This window comes from Arthrobacter sp. EM1 (assembly GCF_029964055.1).
Classification (GTDB): domain Bacteria; phylum Actinomycetota; class Actinomycetes; order Actinomycetales; family Micrococcaceae; genus Arthrobacter.
Map to the genome: position 1 here is coordinate 3013071 of NZ_CP124836.1, position 24032 is coordinate 3037102.

Here is a 24032-nt window from a genome sequence, read left to right on the forward strand (position 1 = left end):
GAAGTTGCTTTTGAAGTAACGGATCGGGATGTGGCGCAGCTTGGTAGCGCGCGTCGTTCGGGACGACGAGGTCGCAGGTTCAAATCCTGTCATCCCGACCAATAAACAAGAGGGTCTTCCAACTGGAAGGCCCTCTTGTTGTATGTGTCCGGAATGTGAAACCCGACCGGGGGCGGGTGACGGGGATCGGGTGACAAAACAATGGCTCCGGGACATCGTGCCCCGGAGCCATCGAAGTGCCGCTGGCTACATCGGATCGGGCCAGTTGCCGACGTTGGTCGAGTAGACCATCGGATCTGGCCAGTTACCCACGGCCTGCGGTGCATTCATCGGGTCAGGCCAGTTGCCAACTGCCGTGACGCTGGTCCCAGCGGCGAAACCGGCAGACAGAACTGCCGGAGCGGCGGCGGTGAATGCCAGTGCGCCCGCCAGGATGGCGCCGGCAGCAATTTTCTTCAACATAGAGTTCCTCAATACGAGTTGGGGTCCTTACCAAGTCAGCACTACCCTTGTTGACATACATTGTAAAATGTTTTCCACAGAGCCTGTCAAGCATTTAGTACAAAGAGTGTCCGGAATGAGGAGGTATCCGTGGGGAACGGATTCGGTGAGAAGCTCCGAGCGGAACGGCTCGAGCGTGGCCTGACGCAGGCGGAACTGGGCCGCAATCTGTACTCTCCCAGCTATATCTCCCTCTTGGAGACCGGCCGCCGCGAACCGACCGCGGACGTGATCGAGGAACTCGCCCGGCGGCTGGAACTGGCACCTAAGGCGCTGGAAGCCTGGAGCCAGCCCGTATCCGTCAGCGACGCCGAATACGTGCTCTCCGGACTGTACGCCCGCCAGGCCTGGGACCTGCGGGATTATCCGCTGGCGGCCACCCATGCAGCCGCCGCAGCCCAGATCGCCCTGGAAGCCAAAAACACCAGCGCCTGGTGGAACATGACCTATATGCAGGCCGAATGCTTGATCAAACAGGGTCAGTGGCAGGAGTGCACGGACATCGTCCAGCGCCTGCTGGATCACCCGATGGCCGCCGAGTCGGCAGGCCTGGGCGTGCGGGCAAGGCAGATGCTCGCCGCAGCCTCACAGGGTCAAGGGCAGCTGGCTGCCGCCGTCGGACACGCCCAGGAAGCGGTGCGGCTCTGCGCACAGCTGCCCAAGGGCTCGACCCTGATCATCGGCGCGCTGCGCGCCCTCATCGGTGCGCTGGCCGAGAGCGGGCGGCTGGACGAGGCCTGGGAATACTGCCGGGCCATGAACGGGCAGATGGATGACCACTCCATGACCCAACTGGCCGGCGAAGTAGCCTGGGTGATCGGCAACGTGGCATTTATGCGCCATGACTACACCGAGGGCATCAGGCACCACGAACGTGCCTCCCGGTTGCTCTCCCCCGCCAACGACATCGACCTCTGGGCGCGGTTTAACAAAGCTTCCGCGGCCGTCCGGCTGTCCTCCGGCATTGTCGAGCCGGAAACCCTGAGCTCGATCGAGCGCGCCGAGCTGGCGCTCTCAATTGTGGGCGGCAACAAAACTGACGAACTTGAAGTCGCTTTTATCCGGGCCCGCTGGCTCTACCTGACCGGGGACATCGTGGCCGCAGTCCGGAAACTGCGCGACATCCACGCCGACAAGGACGCGCTCGCTAAGCACACCGCGGGCGAGGTCTCGCTGCTGCTCGGCAAAGCGCTCAAGGCCGCGGCCGAAGCCGAGGAAGCACTGGTCTACCTCGAGGAAGCCCAGAAGGAGTTCAGCGCCGCCGGCGCCTCGGACCGGGTCCAGCAGGCGATGGACGCCGTGCTGGAAATCCGGCTGGCCCAGCGCCGCGCTCAGGCCGCTGCCTTGGCCGGGACCCAGCACCGCGCGCCCGCGGAGGCCTAGGCGAACGTCCGGCCGGTGAGCTTTTCGTAGGCCTCGACGTAGCGGCCACGGGTCCGGACCACAACGTCCGCGGGCAGCGGCGGCGGCGGTGCGTCCGAGGAGCGGTCCCAACCGGATTCCGACGAGGTCAGCCAGTCACGGACGTACTGCTTGTCATAGGACGGCTGGGCTTGGCCGGGCTGGTAGGTGGCGGCATCCCAGAACCGTGAGGAATCCGGGGTGAGCACCTCATCGCCGAGGGTGACGACGCCGGAACTCGTGTCGACGCCGAATTCCACCTTGGTGTCGGCGAGGACGATGCCGCGCTGACGGGCAATTGCCTCGGCCTTTGTGTAGATCGCCAGCGTCAGCTCGCGCAGCGAGGAGGCGGCGTCGGCGCCCACGGTTTCCACAACGGCGTCGTAGGTGATGTTCTCATCATGCTCCCCGACCTCGGCCTTCGCTGAGGGGGTGAAGATAGCCTCCTCGAGCCGGGATCCGTCCACCAGCCCCTCGGGCAGGGGAATGCTGCACACCGTGCGGGACCGCCGGTATTCCTCGAGTCCCGAGCCGGTGAGGTAACCGCGGGCGATGCATTCGACCGGGAACATCTGCAGTTTTTTACAGATCATCGCGCGGCCCTCCACGGCGGCCGGCACCCCGGCCTCGACAGTTGACGCGAGCACATGGTGCTCCACGCCGAGCTGCTCGAACCACCACAGGCTCAGCTGGGTCAAAATGCGGCCCTTATCCGGGATCTCGCTGGCAAGGACGTGATCGTAGGCGCTGATGCGGTCGCTGGCGACGACCAGCACGCAGTCCTGGCCGATGCGCTCCGTGATGGACCCGTCCGCCGGAACGTAGAGGTCGCGGACCTTCCCCGAGTAGATGTGCTTCCAGCCGGGAAGATCCACCGCGGCGGTGTCCAGGCCGCCGCCCGGGGCGGACGGCGCGGGTTCGGCGGCTTCCGGCACGCCGGATTCGGAGGTGCTCATGCTCAAGCCTTCGCTTTCTGGGCTGCGGAGGTTCCGCGGTTCTGAACGCTAATCTCACCGCGGGCCGCTTTGCCGCCGATATCCGTGCGGAACTGGCTGCCCTCCAGCTGGACCAGTTCGACGCCGTCGTACGCGCGTTCCCGCGCCTCCACCAGGTCCGCGCCGAGAGCTACTACTGCCAGCACCCGCCCGCCGGCGGACACAACTTTGCCTTCGTCGTCAAGCCGGGTGCCGGCGTGGATCACGTGGACACCCTCGATCGACTCGACTTTTTTGAGCCCCCGGATCCGGTCGCCGGTGCGCGGCTCGTTCGGGTAGTTTTCGGCAGCGACGACGACGGCGACTGCGGTTTCCTTGGACCAGCGCAGCGGCTGGACCTTATCCAATTCGCCCTTGGCGGCCGCCATCAGCAGCCCGCCCAGGGGCGTCTTGAGGCGGGCCAGGACGGCCTGGGTCTCCGGATCGCCGAAGCGTACGTTGAATTCGATCACGCGGGTACCGCGGGAGGTCAGGGCCAGGCCGACAAACAGCACGCCGACGAACGGGGTGCCGCGGTGCGCCATCTGGTTGACCGTAGGCTGGGCAACGCGGTCCAGGACTTCCTGGACGAGGCCTTCCGGCGCCCATTCCAGCGGGGTATAGGCGCCCATTCCGCCGGTGTTGGGTCCTTCGTCGTTGTCGAAGATCCGTTTGAAATCCTGTGCCGGGGACAGCGCCACGGTGTTCACGCCGTCGCAGAGGACAAAGACGGACACCTCCGGGCCGTCGAGGAACTCCTCGATCACAACGGTGCCGCCGGCATCGAAGCAGCTCTGCGCGTGGGCGAGGGCCTCCTCCCGGTTGCTGGTGACAACAACACCCTTTCCCGCGGCGAGTCCATCATCCTTAACAACGTAGGGGGCGCCAAAGATATCGAGGGCGTCCGCGGCTTCACCGGCGTTGGACGCCACCCGGGCCATGGCGGTGGGGACGCCCGCCTCGGCCATCACTTCCTTGGCAAAGGCTTTGGAGGCCTCGAGCTGGGCTGCGTCTTTGCCGGGACCGAAGACGGGGATGCCCGCGGCACGGACGGCATCGGCGACTCCGGCGGCAAGAGGCGCCTCGGGGCCGACCACCACCAGATCCACTGTGAGCCTGGCGGCCAGCGCCGCGACGGCGGCGGGATCACTCGCGTCAATGGTGTAGGTGGGGACCAGCTTGCTGATGCCGGCGTTGCCCGGGGCCGCGTGGACCTCGGACACAACAGGGTCGGCAAGCAAGGATCGGACAATGGCGTGTTCGCGGCCGCCGGGGCCGATGACAAGTACCTTCACAGTTCCCAAGAGTACGTTGTGGACCGTGCAGGCTCCTAAGCTGTGACCGCCGCAGCACATGCCCAGCCCCGGCCGTGCCCACTGGACATAATGCCAACATGCCCATCCCCGCGCCCACCCGGCGGACATGTCCCTCCTGGGACGGCGGGCCATCCGGTGCAGAGGCCGCTACGAATTTCCGGTATGGACAAGCCCAGCACGCACAGACTCCGCGCGGATGAACCCGGCACAGCGAACGCCCGGCGGAAGCAGCCGGTCGTTCGCACCCCGGCGAAGGCGTTGTCCGGCCCCACCGGCCTGGCCGCGCTGGCCGGCGTCGCTGCAGCCGCCGTCGTCCTGTCCGTAGCGGAACTCATCGGCGCGTTCTTCACGGCGCGGGCGACGCCGCTGATCGCACTCGGCTCGACTTTCATCGACTTCACGCCGTCGTGGATGAAGGATTTCGCGATCGCCACCTTCGGCACCAATGACAAGCTCGCGCTATTCGTCGGTATGGCGGTTTCCATCCTGGTGCTCGCCTGTGTCCTGGGCGTTGTGGCCTACCACAGGTGGGCACTCGGCGTCGCCGGCGTTCTGCTGATGGGCGCGGTCATCGTCGCCAGCGTCGTGACCCGGGCCGGGGTGCGGCCGGTCGACGCGATTCCCGCCCTGATCGGCACCGTTGCAGGACTCATCGCGCTCCGGATCCTCGTGACCCGGCTGTGGCGGATGCAGCAGTGGCCGGACCGGGCGGCCGACATCGCAGCCAAGGAACCCGAACGCCCCGCCACCAGCCGCCGCGCTTTCTTCGCCGCGACCGGGGTAACCGCCGCAGCCTCCGCCATCGCCGCGACCGGCGGGCGCCTGCTCAGCTCGGCCCGCAGCAACGTGGCGAAGGCCCGCGAATCCCTCCAGCTCCCCGCCCCGGCGGAACCCGCCGCCGCCGTCCCCGCCGGCGTCCAGTCCAGGGCAGCCGGGGTCACGCCGTGGCTGACGCCCAACACGGACTTTTACCGCATCGACACGGCGCTGAGTGTGCCGGAAATCAACGCCCAGGACTGGGAGCTGCGCATCCATGGCCTCGTGGACCGGGAAATCAGGCTCAGCTTCCAGGACCTGCTGGACGCGAAGCTGATCGAATCGCACGTCACTTTGACCTGCGTTTCCAACCCGGTGGGCGGGAACCTGGCCGGTAATGCCAAATGGTTGGGCATGCCCATCCGGGATGCACTCGCTATGGCCGGGCCCAAAGAGGGTGCCGACATGGTGCTCTCCACTTCAATCGACGGCTTTAGCGCCTCGACTCCGCTGGAGGTCCTGCAGGACGACCGGGACGCCATGCTGGCGATCGGCATGAACGGTACAGCCCTGCCGCTGGAACACGGCTACCCGGTGCGGATGGTCGTCCCCGGGCTGTACGGTTTTGTCTCCGCCACCAAATGGGTGGTGGACCTGGAAGTCACCCGTTTCGCGGACAACAAGGCGTACTGGACCCAGCGCGGCTGGTCCGAGCGGGGCCCCATCAAGACCATGGCCCGGGTGGAAGTCCCGAAGTCCTTTGCGAAGGTACCGGCCGGACGAGTCGCGATCGGCGGCACCGCCTGGGCCCAGACACGTGGCATCACCAAGGTTGAGGTGCAGATAGACAACGGCCCCTGGATCGAGGCAACCCTCGCCGGGGAGGCCTCACTCATCAGCTGGCGGCAGTGGTCCCTGGATTGGGAAGCGACACCGGGGCCGCACTACATCAAGGCCCGCGCCACCGACGGCCTCGGCGAAGTCCAGACGGATAAACGTGCCGATCCGGTTCCGGACGGCGCGTCTGGCTGGCAGTCGCTGATGGTGACCGCGGAATAGCGCAGGTATCCCCGCCGGGCACCTTAGACTTGCTCCATGCCCTTGAATTCGCATGCCACGTTTACCGTCGAGTCCGCCGTCGAACTGGCCGTCGTTGAGCGCAGCGGCTTCGTGGAGTCCCGGCACATCGGCTCCGCCGTGCTGATCGCCGGTGACGGCACCATCGTCACCGAGCTGGGCGACATCACCACTCCGATCTTCGCCAGGTCCACGCTCAAACCGTTGCAGGCCATCGCGTCCATGCAGTCCGGCGTTCCGCTGCGCGGCGCGCAGGCAGCTATCGCCTGCGGCAGCCATGTCGGCTCGCTGGATCACATGGACGTCGTCGAGGGCATGCTCAAGGCGGCGGGGGTCACCGAAGAGCAGCTCCAGTGCCCGGCCGCCTGGCCCGAGGATGAGGACGCCCGGAACTGGCTGGTCCGCTCCGGGCGGGGCATGTCCAAACTCGCGTTCAACTGCTCCGGAAAGCACGCGGCTTTTCTTTGGGCCTGCACCGAAAACGGCTGGGACACGCACAGCTACCTTGAACCAAATCACCCGCTGCAGCAAAGCATCAGGTCGGTAATCGAGGAATACTGCGGCGAAAGCATCGCCCACCTCGGCATTGACGGGTGCGGCGCCCCGGTGGCGGCCGTCTCCCTGACCGGGCTGGCCCGGGCCTTCTCCAAACTGGCCAAGGCCCCCGGGGACAAGAACTCCAACGCCCGCGCCGCCACGATCGCCACGTCGATGCTTGATTATCCGTGGGCGGTGCAGGGCACGGGCGAGCCGAACACGATCGTTATGGACGATCTGGGCATCCTCGCCAAGATCGGCGCTGAGGGTGTGCTGGTGATGGCCACCCCGACCGGGGCCGCAGTGGCCCTCAAGGTCCTCGACGGCAACATCCGGGCCACCACGCTCGTCGGCTTGACCCTGCTCGCAGCCGCCGGCGCCGTTGACGTGCCGGAAGTGGCCAGCGTCCTGGACAAGGTGGTCTCCCCCGTTCTCGGCGGCGGCCGCCCGGTCGGCAAAATCCGCCTCGGCAACGCCGTCTCGGCGCTGCTGGACTAGCCATGGCCGTCGCCCGACGCCGGATCGCCATCGAGGAGGGCCGCGCAGCCCTCGCCGTGTGGCAGGCAGCCAACCCGCCGGCACCGGAGGTTTCCGCACCCGCCGGCCAGGACGCCGGCCCTCCCGTCCCCCGCAGCACCCTCGCAACGGCGGTCCGCTACTGCCTGGAGGAGGTCACCGCGCGGGCACCGGGAAACTCCGTGGAGGTGCGGGTTCCGCCGTTCGGTGTCACGCAGTGCGTGGCGGGCCCGCGGCATACCCGAGGTACTCCGCCGAACGTTATCGAGTGCGACGCCGCCACCTGGCTGGCGATGGTCAGCGGGCAATTGAGCTGGGCAGAGGCCGTCGCCGCCGGGCAGGTGGCAGCGTCAGGGCTCCGTGCGGACCTATCCGGACTGCTGCCACTCTAGGGGGGCCGCTTTTTTCGCTGCTAACCGCGCCCGATGAACGGCATCCCGGCGGCGGTGACCACCAGGGATCCGACGCTGGCGGACGGCGGCATCCCGGCCATCAGCAGCACTGCACGCGCCGCGTCGTCGACCGGGAACGTCGGCTCCACACGGCTGCTGCCGTCGGCCTGGACGGCTCCTGAGCCGACTCCGATGGTGTCCATCAGTTCCGTGGCCGTATTGCCGATGTCGATCTGCCCGCAGGTGATGCCAAAACCACGGCCATCCAATTCAATGCTTTTGGTCAGCCCGGTCAGGGCGTGTTTGGTGACCGTGTACGCCACCGTCCGGGGCCGGGGCGAATGCGCGGCGATGGAGCCGTTGTTGATGATCCGGCCGCCCCGCGGCGTCTGTGCCTTCATGGCCCGGACGGCGGCAGCGGCGCACAACAGGGAGCCGGTCAGGTTAACTGCCACGGTGGCGTCCCAGTCCGCGATGCTGATCTCGTCCACGGATGCGGCAGGGCCGAAAACGCCGGCGTTGTTGAACAACACGTCCACCCGTCCCCAGCGCCCAAGGGCGGCCGCGAACAGCCGTTCGACGTCCTCCGGCACCGTAACATCGCACGGAACAGTCAGTGCCTGGGCATGACCTGCCCCGGTCTCAAGCAGTTGTGCTTCCCGGCGTCCGGCCAGCACCACCCGGTACCCGTCGGCGAGCATAAGTCGGGCGACGGCCCGCCCGATCCCCGAGCCGGCGCCGGTGACGATGGCGATCCGACCGGGCAACTGATGTCGTGTCATCAGTCCAGCGTATGCCGGGTTGGCGTTTCACGGCAGTGATCCGGGCAAACATTGCTGCCATGTGTCACCGCGTGAGGGGCCGGCCGGCGCCCTTCCTGCCGGAGCGCTGTCCGGCACGGTAGCCAAACCAGAACGCGAACGTGGCGACGCCAAGTCCGATCAGCGCGAGGCCAGCCCATTTCCCGGCGTCCATGATCGTCAGGGCCTGGGGGGTGAAAGTCCGCTGGGACAGCGGGGCGTAGGCGAACCAGCCGAAACTCTCCTGCTGCACCGGCTGCAGGATCAAGACCAGGCCTACCGTCAGCAGCGCCAGGCCCGCAAGCGGCGCGGCGAACCGGGCCGGCCGGAAGCGGCGCCGCGGGTCGGAGACTGTGCCCTCTGTCGGATCCATGGACATACTGTAACCGGCCGCCGGCCGTCTTTGCCGCTAGCTCCGCCGGGTACGGGCTGCCAGCTGACCGATCGCACTGCCGGCAAGATTTTCCAGCAGTGCCCGGGGGCTTGAATGGACTTCGACGGCGCCGGCGTCCCGGAGTTCGGCTTCACCGGTGCCGCCGCAGGTGAGCCCGATGGCCGGGATCCCGAGTTCCCGGGCGGCGTAAATATCCCAGACCGCATCGCCCACGTAAACGGCGTCCGAGGCCAGCACGTCAACGGCCCGGAGCGCGGCCACGAGGATGTCAGGGGCCGGTTTGCTCTCCTTCGCGTCTGCAGAGCTGGTGGCGGCGTCGATGAAGGCGTCGGCACCAATCGTGGTTCGCAGCACTTCGAGGTCGCGCTCCCGGGCCGAGGATGCCAGCGCCACGGCCAGGCCGCCGTCGTGGCAGGCCGCCAGTAGCTCGCGCGCTCCCTCCAGCGGACGCAAAGCGGGCCAAAAGGTGGAAAACACTGCGGCATGGGAGGACATGATGGTGCCGTCCTCGGTGGTGTCCCGGTCAGCCGGCAGGAGCTTGCCGAGGATCCTGTCCCCACCCATCCCGATCAGGCGATGGATGTCCGCCATCGGCACCTCGTATCCTGCCTGCCGGAAAGCCTGCCACCAGGACAGGGTGTGGAGGTACGAGGAATCGACCAAAGTGCCGTCGACGTCGAACAGTACGGCGGCCTTGCCGGCGCCACGGCGCGCGGCAGAAGTCAGGGGAACTGAGGCGTCCTGGCCACGGCGGGCCTCGGGACCTGATTCAGTGATGAGCCCGCGCTCGCTTTCCCGCAGCCAGCGATCCGCCGGAGAGCACGGTTCCGCGGCTGGTGCCGCCCGCGCTCCTGCGGGGCACCTTGCCAAATGGCACGGCCTGCGCTGCCAGCCGCCCGGCACTGCGGTCCCGGATAAGTCCTGTGCCGGCGATTTCACGGGCCTGAGCGATGCCCGCCACGGCAGCCCTCTTCGTGGGGAAAGTGACCGAAACAGCCATCAGGCTGCCCGCGCCGTCAAGCATTCGAATCCGGTAGCCGCCGTCAGGCGCGTCCACGACCTCAAAATATCCAGCCATCGCACTCTCCTAATAATCCTCTATCCCAACGCCGGGATATATAGTAAGTGTACTTATCTAAGCGATGGATGAAAAGCTGTCCGGCTCAACCCGGGGGCCATGCACGGCCAACTCATCGGCCCGGATCACTGGCCGGGATGCGGGCTGGCGCCGCCGGCAGGCCATCGTCCTGCAGGATCAGGGCGCTCATCACGAGGGCAAAGTGGCTGAACGCCTGCGGCGTATTTCCCAACTGCCGCCCGTCCTCGAGGCTCCATTCCTCACTCAGGAGTCCGACGTCGTTGCGCAGCGCCAGCAGGCGTTCGAACAGTTCCCGCGCCTCGTGGTGTCGACCCGCCCCCACAAGCGCCTCGACCAGCCAGAAGGAACAGGCGAGGAATACCCCTTCCCCGCCGGGCAGCCCGTCCCGGGATTCCTCCGGCTTGTAGCGGCGCACAAAACCGTCGTGGGTCAGCTCCCGCTGGATGGCATCAATTGTCCCGATCACGCGCGGGTCATCCGGAGACAGGAACCCGACGCGCGGGATGAGCAACAGGCTCGCGTCGAGCTCGGGCCGTCCGTACGACTGGACAAAGGTGTTTCGTCCAGCATCAAAGCCATTGGCCATCACGTCGGCATGGATGGTGTCCCGGAGTTCCTCCCAGCGGTCCGCGGGTCCGGGCAGGCCGAACTCCCGGACGCCGTTGACCATCCGGTCGGCCGCCACCCAGGCCATCACCTTGGAGTGGGTAAAATGCCTTCGTGGCCCGCGCATCTCCCAGAGTCCGTTGTCGGGCTCCCGCCAGACACTCTCGAGGTGGTCCATCAGTGCGAGCTGCACGTCCCAGGAGTCATCGGTGCCGGCCAGCAGCGAGGTGCGGGTCAGGGAGAGGCCATCCAGCACCTCGCCCCAGACATCAAGCTGCAACTGTCCCGCCGCCCCGTTTCCGGTCCGGACCGGCGCTGAGCCCTCATACCCGCGCAACCACGGCAGCTCCGTTTCGGGCAGCCGGCGCTCGCCGTGGATGCCGTACATGATCTGGAGTTCCTGCGGGCTTCCCGCCACCGCCCGCAGCAGCCATTCGCGCCAGGCGGCTGCCTCGTCCGTATACCCCGCCGCGAGCAACGCCTGGAGGGTCAGAGTGGCATCACGGAGCCAGCAATAGCGGTAGTCCCAGTTTCGCTCGCCGCCGAGCTCCTCCGGCAGCGAAGTGGTCACGGCCGCCACAATTCCTCCCGTGGGGGCATATGTCAGCGCCTTCAGGGTGATCAGTGAGCGCTGCACAACTTCACGGTAGGGTCCGGTAACCGTGCACCGGGCAGACCAGCGCTGCCAGAAGGACTCCGTCGAGGCCAGCGCCTGTTCCGGGTCCACCGCGCGGGGCCGCCCCAGGTGTCCCGGCGTCCAGGTCAGGACGAACGGTACCCTCTCCCCGGCCTGGACGGTAAAGTCGCTGATGGTCTGCATACGTTCGCCCCGCAGCGGCGCCTCGGTCACCAGGTAAGCCGCATCGGGGCCGGCGACGGCGCTGATCCCACGCTCGTCGCGCCGAACCCACGGGACGATGTGGCCGTAGTCGAAGCGCAGCACCAGCTCGCCGCGCATCCGGACGGTGCCGCTGACGCCCACAACAATGCGCACAATGTCCGCCGCCCCGTCGCGGGGCGGCATAAAGTCGATGACCTTCGCCGTCCCGGTCGGCGTCACCCACTCTGTTTCCAGGACGAGGGTGCCCTCGCGGTAGCTCCTTCGGGTGCATTCACCGCCACCCTCCGGGGCCAGCAGCCAGCGCCCCGCCTCGGGCGAGTCCAGCAGCGCGCTGAAGCATGCCGGCGAGTCGAAGCGCGGCAGGCAGAGCCAGTCAATGGAACCCTCGGTACTGATCAGGGCTCCGGTGTGGAGATCGCCAACAAGTGCGTAGTCCTCTATGCGAGCCATGGGACCTACAGTGCCACACTGGTTTGGCTTGGACCACCGAACTCGGCGACCGCCGCGCGCTCCGTGCAAAGCGCCGGGCTGCTGGACCATTTGCTGACCGTCGATGAGACCGCGGCGCTTCCACCCCCGGCGAATCGGGCCCCTGTGAGAGGGTTGAGGCATGGAATTGGCCTCACACCACACCTCCGGGCGGCAACAGGTCTCCGGCACCAGGGTTTTTCGCTTGGCGCACACGGTCTCAGACACTTTCAACAGTCTGCGATTGAAGACTGCCCGGCGCTGGAATTTTGCCCCCAAGACGGTCGCCTACCAAGGCTACGGGTCGACGAGCTGGGTCCGGGTGCTCGGCCGGGTGGTCCTGACCAGCACGCTCAACCCCGGGAGCCGGGCGGCACAGGCTGCCCGGAACGGAAACCAGAACATCCGCGGCTGGCGGGCGTTTACCTCCGTGCCGGTGCAGTATTCCACGGTGGAGATCGAGATCGGCGGGGTGACTGCCCGCGTGCAGGCGGATCGCGGCGGGCTGGTGGATACCGTGGTGCAGGTGGAGTTGGCCCCGGGGTGGCACACTGCCGTGCTGCGCGCCGAAGGGACCGAGCCGGCCACAGCGAAGATCTTCGTCATTTCCCCGGATACCAAGCTTGGAATCGTATCCGACATCGATGACACCATTATGGTCACCGCGCTCCCCCGGCCGTTCCTCGCGCTTTGGAACACCTTTGTGCTCAATGAACGCGCCCGGATGGCGACACCGGGCATGGCGGTGCTGATGGATAGGCTCACGTTGGAGCACCCGGACGCTCCGGTGATTTACCTCTCTACCGGGCCATGGAACGCGGCCCCCACGCTGGCGCGGTTCATCACCAGGAACATGTACCCTTCCGGTGCCCTGCTGCTCACGGACTGGGGCCTCACCCACGACCGATGGTTCCGCAGCGGCCCCGAGCACAAACGCTGCAACCTTGAACAGCTGGCCCAGGAATTTCCGAACCTGCGCTGGTTGCTCTTCGGCGACAACGGGCAGCACGACGAAGCGATCTATTCGCACTTCGCCCGGCAGCACGGCGAGTGTGTGGCCGCCATCGGCGTCCGCCAGCTCTCCGCCAGCGAGGCCGTCTTCGCCGGCGGCCATTCGAACACCGGGGACCATACCGGTTCCAAGGTTCCGTGGATCTACTCCCCGGACGGTGCCGGCATGGCGAAGGGCCTGCAGGACCTGGGCATTCTCTAAGCCGGCACTGCCTCCGCGCCGGGAACCACCGGGCTGGCGGCCCTGTTCCGGGCCGAGAGCACTTCCTGGAGCCAGTAGTACGATGCCTTCTTTGTGCGCGTCTGGGTCCCGCTGTCCACGTGCAGCAGCCCGAACTGCTGCTTAAACCCGCCGGACCATTCGAAGTTGTCCATCAGCGACCACACGTAGTACCCACGCAGGTCGATCGACTCCGCCGCACCGCCGGGAGACGTCGCCTCAATGGCAGCCGCAATGTGGTCCGCCAGGTAGCACACGCGGCGTTCGTCCGGGATGACGAGCCGTCCCTCCGGGTCCCGGATTTCGAGGTCTTCAAAGCTTGCCCCGCCCTCGGTGATGAAGACCGGCGGAAGGTCGGGGTATCGCCTGGCCATTTCCGCGAGCGCGACTCCCATGTATTCCGGTTTGATGGGCCACCCGTAGGCGGTGGTCTCGGTGTCCGGGAACGATGTGATGTGGAACGGGGAGCCGGACGCCGAGCCGCCCAGGTCATCCCCCATCGCCTCCGCCATCCCCTTGGGCACTGCGCCATCGCCCGGTCCGGCCGCCACCCGGGTGGGCATGTAGTAGTTGAGCCCGTAAAAGTCCAGCGGCTGCGAGATCAACGCCATGTCTTCGCTGGACGGGTCGAAGGAGGAGAAGAATGCGGCGGTCCGAACGGCGTCGGGGTACTTGCCCAGCAGCACGGGGTCCGCGTAGAGCCGGTTCTGGGCCATGTCCATCAGCCCGGCGCCGATCTTGTCCAGCGGGTTGATAGATGCAGGCACCATCGGCGAATAGACGTTCGTGATCCCGATCTCGCCCGGCACCTTGGCTGCCCGGAGTGCCTGGAGCGCCAAGCCATGGCCCAACAACTGGTGGTGGACGCTGGGCAGCGCCTTTAGCATCAGGGCTTCCCCGGGAGCGTGCAGCCCCAGCATGTAGCCGTTGGTACTGACGGTGGCCGGCTCGTTGACGGTTACCCAACGGGACACCCGGTCCCCGTAGGCGGCCGCCGCGATCGCGGCAAAGTCTCCCAGCCGGTAGGCCGTGTCGCGGTTCATCCAGCCGCCGGCGTCATCGAGCTCCAGCGGCGTATCCCAGTGATACAGCGTGGCCATCGGTGCGATCCCGTTGGCCAGCAGCAGGTCAATCAACCGGTCGTAGAAGGCGAGGCCTGCCGGGTTGACCGGGCCACTTCCGCCGGGCTGGACGCGTGACCAGGACAAGGAGAACCGATATGAATCGATCCCGAGCTCCTTCATCAGGGCCACGTCTTCCGGCATCCGGTGGTAGTGGTCGCAGGCTATCGCGGGGCTGTGGTCCTCCACGATCGATCCGGGCTTGGCGGCGAACACGTCCCAGCCCGAGGGGCCGCGACCGTCCTCATCCAGGGCGCCTTCGATCTGGAAAGCCGCGGTCGCCACTCCGAGGGTGAAGCGCGGCGGCAGCAGGGCGGCCAAGCCCTTGGCGGAAGCATTCATCGGCCGGTTCCTCTTTGTCGTTTCAGGCAGTTGACTGATTTTACGCCGCTCCGAATCGCCGCGCCACGGGCTTCGGCTCAGTGCCCCGGACGACGCGGCAGCGGTCCGGAGTCAACCCTGGCTGGTGTCGGTTTTGGAAAGCGTTCCGGTGACGGGTTCCCCGTGAACGCGGGCAGTGCGCCAGGTGTCCAGGGCGATCACCCCGCCGAGGACCACCAACGAGATGGAGAGCGAGGCCAGCGCGTCAGTCAACCAGTGATAGCCCAGATAGAGCCTGCTGATCGCGGCAAAGAAGATCCCGACGCCGGCCAGGATAAAGCCCCATCCGGCGCCTGCACGGCCGGGTCGGCGGGAGAAGATCAAAAAGGTGCTGACAAGGAGGAAGTCGCAGGCGCCGAGAACGTGCCCGGACGGGAAGGAAAACGTGAAGTCGGCGCCGAAGAGCATCAGGTCTACGGGCGGGCGCTGTCGTTCGACAATGCGCCCGATGATCTGGGCAAGGATCACGCCGGTGAGCATGGCGCCGGCAAGGAGCATCGGGCGCCAGGCGTGCTTGGCGAACAGCCCCCAGGCCACCGTCACCACCAGGACGATGACCGGCAGGGCAACGGGGCCGAAGATGACAGCGAGGATGATCATGATCGTTGTAAGTGGTTCGGAGCGGAGGGCCACGAGCCCGGACCGGACAGGTTCGTCGCCCGCCGTGAGGCCGCCATGAAGGAGGACACCGGCAAGGATTGCGGCGAACAGCACGGCGCCACACACTACGAGGCCGACGGCGGTCCGATAGAGGCTTTGTCGGTCCTGCACGCTCAGGTAGCGTTCTTCGACCACAAATTTGTCGTGGAAGACCCGCCACCGTCCGGGCGACTTTCCCGTGATTTCCTTTGACATTCCTGCATCCGCCCTGCACTGTTCGTGGACATTCCGTCCGTGCAGAATATCCCGACTCCGGGTTCTCCTCCGTTTAACTGCGCTGGGGACCCGCCGGCCCGGTCGCCGGTAGCCTAAAGCGATGGGCGCCATGAATGAACTAATCAACAACAGCGTGGTCGGCTCGCTGGAGCGCATCCTCGCCGCGGCCGGCCCGGCCATCCGCCTCCCCCGCCTGGCCGAAGCAGCCGGGCACCTCGACGAACTGAGCCTGCGCGAACGCACCGATCACCTCAGCCGCGCGCTGCTCACCGACCTGCCCGGCGGCTACCAGGCAACGGCGGCCATCTTCCGCCGGGCACTCGCGGAGCCGGACTTCACCGGCTGGATGATCTGGCCCGTGGGCGAGACAGCGGCCACCCTCGCCCTGGCCAGGACGGGCCCGGGCGATTTCGCGGACTGCCTGGCCCTGCTTGCCGAGCTGACTCCGCGGCTCAGCAGCGAATTCGCGATCCGGCGGCTTCTTGCCGCCGACCTGGAGCGGGCACTGCCCGTCATTCAGACCTGGACCTCGCACCCGGATTGGCACGTCCGACGCCTCGCCACCGAAGGCACCCGGGCCTACCTGCCCTGGGCAGTGCGCGTTCCGGCGATCATCGAGCACCCCGCCGCCACCTTGCCAATCCTCGAATCCCTCTACCGGGACCCGGTCGAGGACGTCCGTCGCTCGGTAGCCAACCACCTGAACGATCTGGCCCGGCACGCCCCCGAGGAGGTAGTTGCCACCGCCCGCCGATGGATGGCCGCACCCGACGCGGACACCTCCAGGGTGGTCCGCCATGGACTGCGAACCCTCGTGAAGAAGGCCCATCCCGGGGCGCTCGAGCTGTTGGGGTTTGCGCCTGCCTCGCTCGCGGTGACACCGCTGCGCCTGGACCGCACCGTCGTCGAACTTCCCGGCGAACTCGGCTTTGCCTTCGAGCTCGCCAACACCGGGACCGCGGAAGCCCGGCTCGCCGTCGATTACGTGGTGCACTACGCCAAGGCCAATGGATCCCTCGCCGGGAAAGTCTTTAAGCTCGGAACTGCCGTCCTCGGGCCAGGCGAGTCCCGGACCTTCTCAAAGCGTCACGCCTTCCGCCAGATGACCACCAGGGTCCACCATTCCGGGGACCACTTACTGCAGCTGCAGGTGAACGGGGTCCGCTTTCCGTCGGCCGGATTCACTCTGCTGGCGTAGCAGCACGGCCGCCTGCGCCAGCCGCAGGTTTTCGACAGATGCCGGCCGGTCCTTGCTGTGAGCCGCTTCACACTGTAGTTTAATCATCACTTGTAGCTTAATCAGCAACTTGTGATGCTTATTGAGCAACTCACGCAGGAATTTACGCTGGATGGAGAACACCATGTCCGAGGCACAGCACACCGCCGCCCGCAGGAGACAAACCCGGGGCAAAGTCACCGAAGTGGAAACCTACGGCATTGAGCGGATTCCGGAGAAGGACCGCAACGCAAGCCCCCTTGACCTGTTCAGGGTGTCGTTCGGCGGTGCCAACACCTTCGCGACAGCGTTCCTGGGTGCGTTCCCCATTCTGTTTGGACTCTCCTTCTGGCAGGGCCTCGCCGCAACAGTCACGGGGCTGGTGATCGGTGCCCTCCTGCTGGCGCCGATGGCTGTCTTCGGGCCTACCAACGGAACCAACAACGCTGTGTCCTCCTCCGCCCATCTGGGGGTTCACGGCCGGGTGGTTGGATCATTCCTCTCACTCCTGACAGCCATGGCATTCTTTTCGATCTCCGTCTGGAGTTCCGGCGATGCCCTGGTGGGCGGCTTGAACCGACTGGTTGGCCTCCCGCAGGAGATGGGTTCCTTCGCCGTCGCGTACGGGGTCTTCGGTGTGCTGGTGCTCGCCGTCTGCGTCTATGGGTTTAAGTTCATGTTGCTCGTCAACAAGATTGCCGTCACCGCGGCCACGCTGCTCTTCGTCGTTGGTTTCATCGCCTTCGCCGGCGACCTCAACCTGAACTTCGAGGGCGCCTTCGGAACCGGGTTCGACGGCGTCGGCATCGCGGGCTTCATCCCCGCCTTCATCGGCGCAGCACTGATCGTGATGTCCAACCCGATCTCCTTCGGTGCCTTCCTGGGAGACTGGGCACGTTACATCCCCACCGACACACCCAAACGCCGGGTGATGGGGGCCGCGCTCCTCGCGCAGCTGGCCACCCTGGTGCCGTTTGTCTTCGGGCTCGCGACAGCCTCCATCATTGCCGCCAAGGCACCGGAGTTCATGGACCCGGCGGCTCCGAATTACGTCGGCGGACTACTGGCAGTCTCCCCGGCCTGGTACTTTGTGCCGCTCTGCGCCATCGCCCTCATCGGCGGCATGTCCACCGGCGCCACCTCCCTCTACGGAACCGGCCTGGACTTCAGCAGCGTCTTCCCGCGCTTCAACCGGGTGCAGGCCACCCTGTTCATCGGCGTCCTGGCCATCGTCTTCATCTTCGTCGGCCGCTTCGCCTTCAACCTGGTCCAGAGCATCTCGACCTTCGCCACCCTGATCGTCACGTGCACCGCTCCCTGGATGGTCGTTATGATCATCGGCTTCATCACCCGCCGCGGCTGGTACGACGCAGACGCCCTCCAGGTCTTCAACCGCCGCCAGACCGGCGGCCGGTATTGGTTCAACCACGGGTGGAACCCACGCGGCATGGGTGCCTGGCTTGTCAGCGCCGCGGTCGGCCTGAGCATGGTCAACATGCCCGGCCAGTTCCAGGGGCCGCTGGGCAACCTGGCGGGCGGCGTTGACATCAGCCTGCCGGCATCGCTGGCGCTCGCCGCCGTCCTCTACCTCGGCATGCTGTGGATCTTCCCGGAACCGCGCGAGGTGTTCCCGGCCGCCGGGCCCCGCTGGATCCCCTCGAAGGACACCGCGGTCCGGCCGGTGCTGGACGCAGACGGGAACATCGTTCCGGCCGCTTTCGACGACGGTGCCGACGGTACCGGCGGCGCTGGCGGCATCGATGCAACCGTGCCGCACCAGCGCAGTGGCCGTGAGCCGGAACTGGTGGCCGGGTCATGACCTGGATGGATCTTAGCGTGCCCCTGCGCACCGGGATGCCCGTCTACCCGGGCGACCCTGACGTCCGGATTGAAAGTGCGCTGACCGTTGACGCAGACGGCGCAAATGTCCTCTCGCTCGCCATCGGAACCCACTCCGGAACCCACGCAGATGCACCCCGGCACGTCAGTGACGAGTGGGAAGCCCTGGACGAGCTGCCGCTGGGCCTCTTCAGCGGCGCCGCTGAACTGGTGGATCTCCGCGGTGTGGATCGCGGCGCACCCATTACCGCGGCGCACCTCGCGGGCATCGCCCCGGCGAACAACGACGAACCGGGCGACGGCGAACCCGACGACGGCGGTCCGCAATGGATCCTGCTGCTGCGGACCGGGTTCGCCGGGGCCTGGGGAACTGCAGAGTACCTGGAGCACCCCTGGCTGGACGCCGCCGCGGCGCAGCTGATCATCGACCGCGGCTATCGGGCAGTGGGCCTCGATGCCCTGAGCGTGGATCGCACCCCGCACGCCGGCCACGATACTGGGGCAGCCGACCACGGGTTTCCGGCCCACAACATCCTGGCCGGGAACGGCTGCATCATTGTGGAAAACCTCACCGGGCTCGAACAGGTCCAGAGCACCCTCGAGGCCGGCGCCGCCGTCGAGGTCTTCCTCTTTCCGCTCAGCATTCCCGGCGCGGACGGCGCCCCGATCCGCGCCGTGGCACGGCCGCTGGCTGCCGCGCCACCGGCGCCGCAGCTGCCCGGCGGCCGGGACCTCAGCCGCACGGAGGTCCAGGACGCAGCGGATCGCCTTGTCGCAGCGTTTGCAGCCTGCGACACCGACGCCTACTTCGCCGCCTTCAGCGCCGACGCGACCTTCATCTTCCACCCGGAAGCGGAAAGTCCTTCCTCCCGGTCCGCCTACCGGGACCTCTGGCACAGTTGGCTCGAATCCGGCTGGCGGGTATTGGAGTGCCGCAGCACCGAGCAGAACATTCAGCTGCTGGGAGCCACAGCAGTGTTTTCGCATCGCGTGGCCACTACCGTCCAGACCGATCACACGGGAGGACGCTTTGCCAGCGACGAACGGGAAACCATCGTTTTCCACCGCTCAGAGGACGGCAGCATCCACTGTGTCCACGAGCACCTTTCACTGTTCCCCGCGTGATCACGGGCACCAACACCGGCGCGCGGGGATTTGACGCGCCCACAAGTATGACGTTACTGTCCTTTCAATCATTGGGGCCAACGAGAAGTACACACGAAAGACAGTGCAATGATCACCACCACCGACTCCATTGAGATCCAGGTCGAGAACCGCCACATCCTGGACGAGCGCCTTAACGCCGCCGTCCTCGGACTGCAGCAGATCGCGATGGCCACCGGGACCCAGGGCATCCTGATCACCCGGCACAAGCCCGGCCACTACACGGCGGAGCTGTCCGACCTGGTCCCTTTCGGCATGACCCGGGAAATCATTCACTAGTCCTGGCGCAGGGTTGCCGTCCGCTCCAGTTGCGGACGGCAACCCGACGCTCAGCTTCCCGCCTCAGCTCCGGCCCTCGTCAGCGCCGCCTCCAGCAGTTCAATATCGATCCGCGCGTGCATCACGCCGATGGTCGCTGCCTCTGCCGGGCGCTGCCCGCAGATGGCCTCCACCAGCCGCTCATGATCGGCTAGCGCCCGGAGCTCCATTTCCTGCATTCCCTCGGGGAAACCCCAAAGGTGGGCTGGTGCGCCGAGCCCGATCTGGGCCTCAAGTTCCAGGAGGATGCGGGTCAGCGTCAGGTTGTGGGAGGCCTCCGCTATAGCCAGATGGAGCCGAGCGTCCGCCTTTTGCGAGGCGCGGCCCGACTCGGCGGCACGGTAAGCGTCAAGTCGTTCGCGCAGGACCGCCGCATCAGCCGCATTTCTGTTTTCAGCCGCGGCCCGGGCGATCGCTCCGTGGAGCTGGACCATGGCTTCGCACGTGTCACGCAGCGATTCCCAGCGAGACGTGAGTGTCCTTTGTACTGACGCGTTCGACGCATCAGTCCACTGTTCCCGAACAAAGGATCCCCCTGCGCGGCCGCGTTGGGTGGCGAGCAGGCCCTGGTCAACGAGTCGTCCGATTGCGGTCCGGACCGTCATTCTTCCAACGTGGAGCGACTCCGCGAGGTCGCGTTCTGACGGCAGGCGCGCGCCCGGCAGATACTCCCCGACGGCGATCGCCGTGATGAGCCGGTCGGTAATTTCATCCGCCCGGGACGACGCGGCCAGAGGTGTGTCCAGCGTCCTTTCGGGACCGTCATCTTTGCTCTTGGCCATGGGACAAACCTATACATATTTCTAAAAGGTCTTGGAATTAGACCATTTATGCGCAAGGATAATGCTCACGCCCGACCAAAGGATCGCACGTGACAAGCCTCACAACCCACCGGGTTCCCTTCGGCCAATGGGAGACCTGGACAGCAGTCTTCGCCCCTGATCTTCCCGTACCCGGCGCGCTTCCGCTCATCGTGCTTCACGGCGGACCGGGCATGGCGCACAACTACCTCAAGAACCTTGAGGCGTTAACGGCCACCGGGCGCACAGTCATCCTCTACGACCAGCTCGGCTGCGGAAACAGTTCGCACCTACCAGATGCGCACGACGGTTTTTGGGTACCGGAACTCTTTGTTGACGAGTTCCACAACCTGCTGGAGTACTTCCGCATCGGCAGCTTCCACCTGTTGGGGCAGTCCTGGGGCGGCATGCTGGGTGCCGAAATCGCGGTGCGGCAGCCCTCGGGCCTGGCAAGTCTTTCCATCTGCAATTCGCCGGCTTCGATGGAGCTATGGGCGAAGGCCGCCGCGGAGCTCAGGAAGGACCTGCCCCGCGAGGTCCGGGATGCGCTGGCTCTCCACGAGAAGGCGGGCACGTTGACTTCCCCGGAATATTTGGCGGCGACCATGGCCTTCTACGAGCGCCACGTCTGCCGCATCTCGCCGCTTCCCGCCGATTTTGAGCAAAGCGTGGCTCAAATGGAAGCCGAACCGACGGTCTACCACACCATGAACGGCCCCAATGAGTTCCACGTCATCGGAACGCTCCGCGACTGGAGCGTCATCGACCGGTTGCACCTTGTGAGGGCCCCAACGCTGATTGTCGCCGGTGAATTCGACGAAGCAACCCCTGCCACATGGGCCCCATTCATCACCAATATTCCGAAGGTGGACAGCCACGTCTTCCCCGGGGCAAGCCACTGCACCCATCTGGAACAACCCGAGGAATTCCAGCGAGTAATCGCCGCCCACCTGGCCCGCCATGATCAGCCTCGCCACTCCTAGCACCGCCTCCGCCACTCCCCTCCCAGAAAGTACCCGATGGCAAATTCATCCAGCTCCCCTGAACTCAGCGCCCAACAGCAGCTCGAAGCGTTCGGCTACAAGCAGGAACTGAAACGGTCGGTGTCCACCGCTGACTTGCTCGTCTATGGACTCGTTTTTATGGTCCCGATCGCCCCGTGGGCTATTTTCGGCGTTGTCTATAACGCGGCCGGCGGTATGGTCCCGCTGGTTTACGCTATTGGACTTATCGCCATGATCTTCACTGCCCTTGCCTATCAGCAGATGGCCAAGTCCATCCCGCTCGCCGGTTCGGTGTTCTCCTACGTGGGGCGCGGGCTACATCCCACCGCCGGGTTTTTTGCCGGGTGGGCAATCCTGCTGGACTATCTCCTCGTCCCGACGCTCCTGTACGTTTTTGCTGCCGAGTCGATGGTGGGCATCTTTCCTGACTCCCCGCGCTGGCTATGGGCGCTGATCTTTGTGGCGGTCAACACCGTCGTTAATCTGCTCGGCATCAGCTCGATCAAACGGATGAACCGCATCTTCCTGGCAATTGAACTCATCTTTGTCGTCATTTTCGTCGTGATCGCCGTTAATGCCCTGGCCACAAACGCTGTTCCGGGCGCCGAACTGACCATGAACCCGATCTGGGACGCAACCAAGGTGACGGGTCCGCTGATCGCCTCGGCCCTGTCCATAGCGGTCTTGAGTTTCCTCGGGTTTGACGGCATTTCCACCATGTCTGAGGAAGCCACCGGCGGCCGCAACGCTGCCGGACGGGCCATGATCATGGCGCTGTTCCTGGTGGCGTTCCTGTTCATCCTGCAGACCTGGCTGGCCAGCGCCCTGGCAGGCGGCCGGGAATCATTCAACGATGACGAGGTCGGCAATGCCTTCTTTACGATCGTCGCGGCCGCCTCGAACAGCGGCTGGATGACGGCGTTCTTTGTGGTGAACGTCCTCGCTATCGGAGTGGCGAACGCCATGGCCGCACAGGCCGCCACCTCGCGGCTGCTGTACTCGATGAGCCGCGACCGTCAACTGCCCCGGTTCCTGTCCCGGATTGACAGCCGGCAGGTTCCCCGCAACGCCATCATCCTGGTGTCCGCCATCTCGGCGGTCCTCGTCTTGTTCTTTGTGGGACAGATTGACGTCATCTCCGCGCTGGTGAACTTCGGCGCACTTTTCGGTTTTATGCTCCTGCACCTGTCGGTCATTTTTCACTACATCGTGCATCAGAAGTCGAAAAACTATGTGCTCCATCTTCTGGTGCCGGTCCTGGGCTTCCTGATCATTGGCTATGTGCTGCTCAACGCGGCTCCGGAGGCAAAAATCGGCGGCGCCATCTGGCTCGCAGTAGGAGCCGGAGTCTTCGCATACTACAAATACACCGGCCGGACACCTGACCTCAGCGAAGAGAACAACGGCGCGCCGGAGTTGTCCATGAGCGCAACGGAGTCCCAGCGATGACCGCCAGCGCTGAACATTTCCTCGACAAATCCCAAGGGAAGTTCTCGTTCTCCGGAAGGGAAGAACCTGCGCTGCGAATCGCCCCCGGAACCGGTGAACGGATCGCGTTCGAGACCAGCGACGCCGTCTACGCGGAACTGCACGTTCATCACGACCTTGACCGGCTCACCGTTGGCATCAATCCCGTCACCGGACCGGTCTTCGTGGACGGAGCGGAGCCGGGCGACGCCCTGATCGTCACGATTCACGAGATCCTGCTCAACGACTGCGGCTGGTCCGTCAGCCTGCCGGGAACGGGGGCACTGCGCCACGTGATGGGCCGAGAGATGTTCACCAGGCGGATCCCGATCGACGCTGACGGAGTGCACGTAACCGACCGGCACGTCTTCGATGCCCGGCCGATGATCGGCTGCATCGGCACAGCACCGGCAGAGGGGGAAAACTCCACAGTCATGCCAAGCTTCGCCGGCGGCGGGAACATGGACCTCACCGGGTGCCGGCCAGGCTCGAAGGTGTATCTGCCGGTCATGGTGGAAGGCGCGTACCTCTCGATCGGAGACATCCATGCCCTGATGGCCGAAGGCGAGTCGTCATTCGTGGCCATCGAGGCCGAGGGAACAGCCGTGATCAGCATTGAGCTGGCAAAAGACATGAACCTCCGCGCCCCCCGGATCGAGACCGGTGAGGAATGGATCTTCGTCGGCCTGGGCAACCCAGTCCAGGAAAGCATCACCCGCGGCTACGAAGACATGTTCCACTTCCTCGTCAAGGACCACGGCTGGGAGCGGGAAGACGCCTACGCCGTGCTCAGTGCAGTCGGCGACTCCCGTCTCGGCGGACCGACGGGATCATCGGCGCCGGACCCGCTCCACCCGTTCACCCCCGTGGGGGCAGTCACGGTGCACCGCCTGCCCAAGAGTGTGCTGACGCCACAGTCCTGAACTGGAGCCGCTCA

23 protein-coding genes and 1 tRNA gene are annotated in these 24032 nt (G+C 65.9%); 13 read left to right on the forward strand and 11 right to left on the reverse strand.

Translation table 11 applies throughout. The annotated features are described in order from the left end of the window. Positions 1–24 precede the first annotated feature (24 nt). A tRNA-Pro gene (locus QI450_RS13925) sits at positions 25–101 on the forward strand. A 145-nt stretch (positions 102–246) separates the two neighbouring features. Here the strand turns inward: QI450_RS13925 and QI450_RS13930 are convergent. Next, on the reverse strand, positions 247–462 hold the full coding sequence (locus QI450_RS13930) for a hypothetical protein (RefSeq protein WP_226775458.1): 216 nt from the start codon (positions 460–462) through the stop codon (positions 247–249). Between the two features lie 129 nt (positions 463–591). Between QI450_RS13930 and QI450_RS13935 the strand changes: the two genes are divergently transcribed. Then, on the forward strand, positions 592–1884 hold the full coding sequence (locus tag QI450_RS13935; RefSeq protein ID WP_226775457.1) for a helix-turn-helix transcriptional regulator: 1293 nt from the start codon (positions 592–594) through the stop codon (positions 1882–1884). Here QI450_RS13935 and QI450_RS13940 read toward each other — a convergent pair. Next, positions 1881–2858 (reverse strand): phosphoribosylaminoimidazolesuccinocarboxamide synthase, encoded by a 978-nt coding sequence (locus tag QI450_RS13940; protein ID WP_226775456.1) that lies wholly within the window; start codon positions 2856–2858, stop codon positions 1881–1883. The two genes, QI450_RS13935 and QI450_RS13940, sit on opposite strands and share 4 nt — an antisense overlap. Before the next feature lie 2 nt (positions 2859–2860). After that, positions 2861–4171 carry a phosphoribosylamine--glycine ligase gene (purD, locus tag QI450_RS13945; RefSeq protein ID WP_226775507.1) on the reverse strand — a complete coding sequence of 437 codons (1311 nt, stop codon included), beginning with the start codon at positions 4169–4171 and terminating at the stop codon, positions 2861–2863. A 183-nt stretch (positions 4172–4354) separates the two neighbouring features. Here purD and QI450_RS13950 point away from each other — a divergent pair, with 183 nt between their 5' ends. Genes QI450_RS13950 through QI450_RS13960 form a run of 3 tightly spaced genes read left to right on the forward strand, consistent with a single transcriptional unit; the run spans position 4355 to position 7470 of the window. After that, positions 4355–6007 (forward strand): molybdopterin-dependent oxidoreductase, encoded by a 1653-nt coding sequence (locus QI450_RS13950; protein WP_282468032.1) that lies wholly within the window; start codon positions 4355–4357, stop codon positions 6005–6007. A 36-nt stretch (positions 6008–6043) separates the two neighbouring features. After that, positions 6044–7060 (forward strand): asparaginase, encoded by a 1017-nt coding sequence (locus QI450_RS13955; RefSeq protein ID WP_226775454.1) that lies wholly within the window; start codon positions 6044–6046, stop codon positions 7058–7060. 2 nt (positions 7061–7062) lie between these two features. Continuing rightward, positions 7063–7470 carry a sterol carrier family protein gene (locus QI450_RS13960; protein WP_226775453.1) on the forward strand — a complete coding sequence of 136 codons (408 nt, stop codon included), beginning with the start codon at positions 7063–7065 and terminating at the stop codon, positions 7468–7470. Positions 7471–7490: 20 nt separating this feature from the next. On the opposite strand, the gene QI450_RS13965 is transcribed toward QI450_RS13960, so the two are convergent. The 5 genes from QI450_RS13965 to QI450_RS13985 form a co-directional block, all read right to left on the reverse strand. Continuing rightward, positions 7491–8252 (reverse strand): SDR family oxidoreductase, encoded by a 762-nt coding sequence (locus QI450_RS13965; protein WP_226775452.1) that lies wholly within the window; start codon positions 8250–8252, stop codon positions 7491–7493. Between the two features lie 64 nt (positions 8253–8316). Continuing rightward, positions 8317–8643, reverse strand: a complete 327-nt coding sequence (locus QI450_RS13970) for a hypothetical protein (protein WP_226775451.1) — start codon at positions 8641–8643, stop codon at positions 8317–8319. Between the two features lie 36 nt (positions 8644–8679). Continuing rightward, positions 8680–9390 (reverse strand): HAD family hydrolase, encoded by a 711-nt coding sequence (locus QI450_RS13975; protein ID WP_226775506.1) that lies wholly within the window; start codon positions 9388–9390, stop codon positions 8680–8682. A 43-nt stretch (positions 9391–9433) separates the two neighbouring features. Beyond that, on the reverse strand, positions 9434–9742 hold the full coding sequence (locus QI450_RS13980; protein ID WP_226775450.1) for a hypothetical protein: 309 nt from the start codon (positions 9740–9742) through the stop codon (positions 9434–9436). Between the two features lie 112 nt (positions 9743–9854). Further along, entirely contained in the window at positions 9855–11660 is a 1806-nt protein-coding gene (locus tag QI450_RS13985; RefSeq protein WP_226775449.1) for a glycoside hydrolase family 15 protein, read from the reverse strand. Between the two features lie 262 nt (positions 11661–11922). On the opposite strand from QI450_RS13985, the gene QI450_RS13990 reads away from it, so the two are divergent. Continuing rightward, positions 11923–12891, forward strand: coding sequence for a phosphatase domain-containing protein (locus QI450_RS13990; RefSeq protein WP_226775448.1), 969 nt, complete (start codon positions 11923–11925; stop codon positions 12889–12891). Here the strand turns inward: QI450_RS13990 and QI450_RS13995 are convergent. Continuing rightward, on the reverse strand, positions 12888–14372 hold the full coding sequence (locus QI450_RS13995; protein WP_226775447.1) for a family 1 glycosylhydrolase: 1485 nt from the start codon (positions 14370–14372) through the stop codon (positions 12888–12890). The two genes, QI450_RS13990 and QI450_RS13995, sit on opposite strands and share 4 nt — an antisense overlap. Before the next feature lie 111 nt (positions 14373–14483). Continuing rightward, positions 14484–15266, reverse strand: a complete 783-nt coding sequence (locus QI450_RS14000) for a phosphatase PAP2 family protein (protein ID WP_226775446.1) — start codon at positions 15264–15266, stop codon at positions 14484–14486. A gap of 121 nt (positions 15267–15387) precedes the next feature. On the opposite strand from QI450_RS14000, the gene QI450_RS14005 reads away from it, so the two are divergent. The 4 genes from QI450_RS14005 to QI450_RS14020 all read left to right on the forward strand — a co-directional run bounded on the left by QI450_RS14005 (position 15388) and on the right by QI450_RS14020 (position 19785). Further along, the gene (locus QI450_RS14005; protein WP_226775445.1) at positions 15388–16485 is read left to right on the forward strand and encodes a DNA alkylation repair protein; all 1098 of its coding nucleotides are present in this window, start codon (positions 15388–15390) and stop codon (positions 16483–16485) included. A gap of 163 nt (positions 16486–16648) precedes the next feature. Then, entirely contained in the window at positions 16649–18322 is a 1674-nt protein-coding gene (locus QI450_RS14010) for a cytosine permease (protein ID WP_226775444.1), read from the forward strand. A gap of 17 nt (positions 18323–18339) precedes the next feature. Next, complete coding sequence (locus tag QI450_RS14015; protein WP_282468033.1) at positions 18340–19467, forward strand: cyclase family protein; 1128 nt, start codon at positions 18340–18342, stop codon at positions 19465–19467. 108 nt (positions 19468–19575) lie between these two features. Continuing rightward, on the forward strand, positions 19576–19785 hold the full coding sequence (locus tag QI450_RS14020) for a hypothetical protein (RefSeq protein WP_226775443.1): 210 nt from the start codon (positions 19576–19578) through the stop codon (positions 19783–19785). Positions 19786–19835: 50 nt separating this feature from the next. Here the strand turns inward: QI450_RS14020 and QI450_RS14025 are convergent, their stop codons facing one another. After that, positions 19836–20606, reverse strand: coding sequence for a GntR family transcriptional regulator (locus QI450_RS14025; protein ID WP_226775442.1), 771 nt, complete (start codon positions 20604–20606; stop codon positions 19836–19838). Between the two features lie 89 nt (positions 20607–20695). Between QI450_RS14025 and QI450_RS14030 the strand changes: the two genes are divergently transcribed. Genes QI450_RS14030 through QI450_RS14040 form a run of 3 tightly spaced genes read left to right on the forward strand, consistent with a single transcriptional unit; the run spans position 20696 to position 24018 of the window. Then, positions 20696–21607 carry a proline iminopeptidase-family hydrolase gene (locus QI450_RS14030; protein ID WP_226775441.1) on the forward strand — a complete coding sequence of 304 codons (912 nt, stop codon included), beginning with the start codon at positions 20696–20698 and terminating at the stop codon, positions 21605–21607. Positions 21608–21643: 36 nt separating this feature from the next. Continuing rightward, the gene (locus QI450_RS14035; protein WP_226775440.1) at positions 21644–23077 is read left to right on the forward strand and encodes an APC family permease; all 1434 of its coding nucleotides are present in this window, start codon (positions 21644–21646) and stop codon (positions 23075–23077) included. Further along, positions 23074–24018: an acetamidase/formamidase family protein gene (locus tag QI450_RS14040; RefSeq protein WP_226775439.1), complete on the forward strand. Its 945-nt coding sequence runs from the start codon at positions 23074–23076 to the stop codon at positions 24016–24018. The genes QI450_RS14035 and QI450_RS14040 overlap by 4 nt, the downstream gene beginning before the upstream one ends. The last annotated feature ends 14 nt before the right edge of the window (positions 24019–24032 follow it).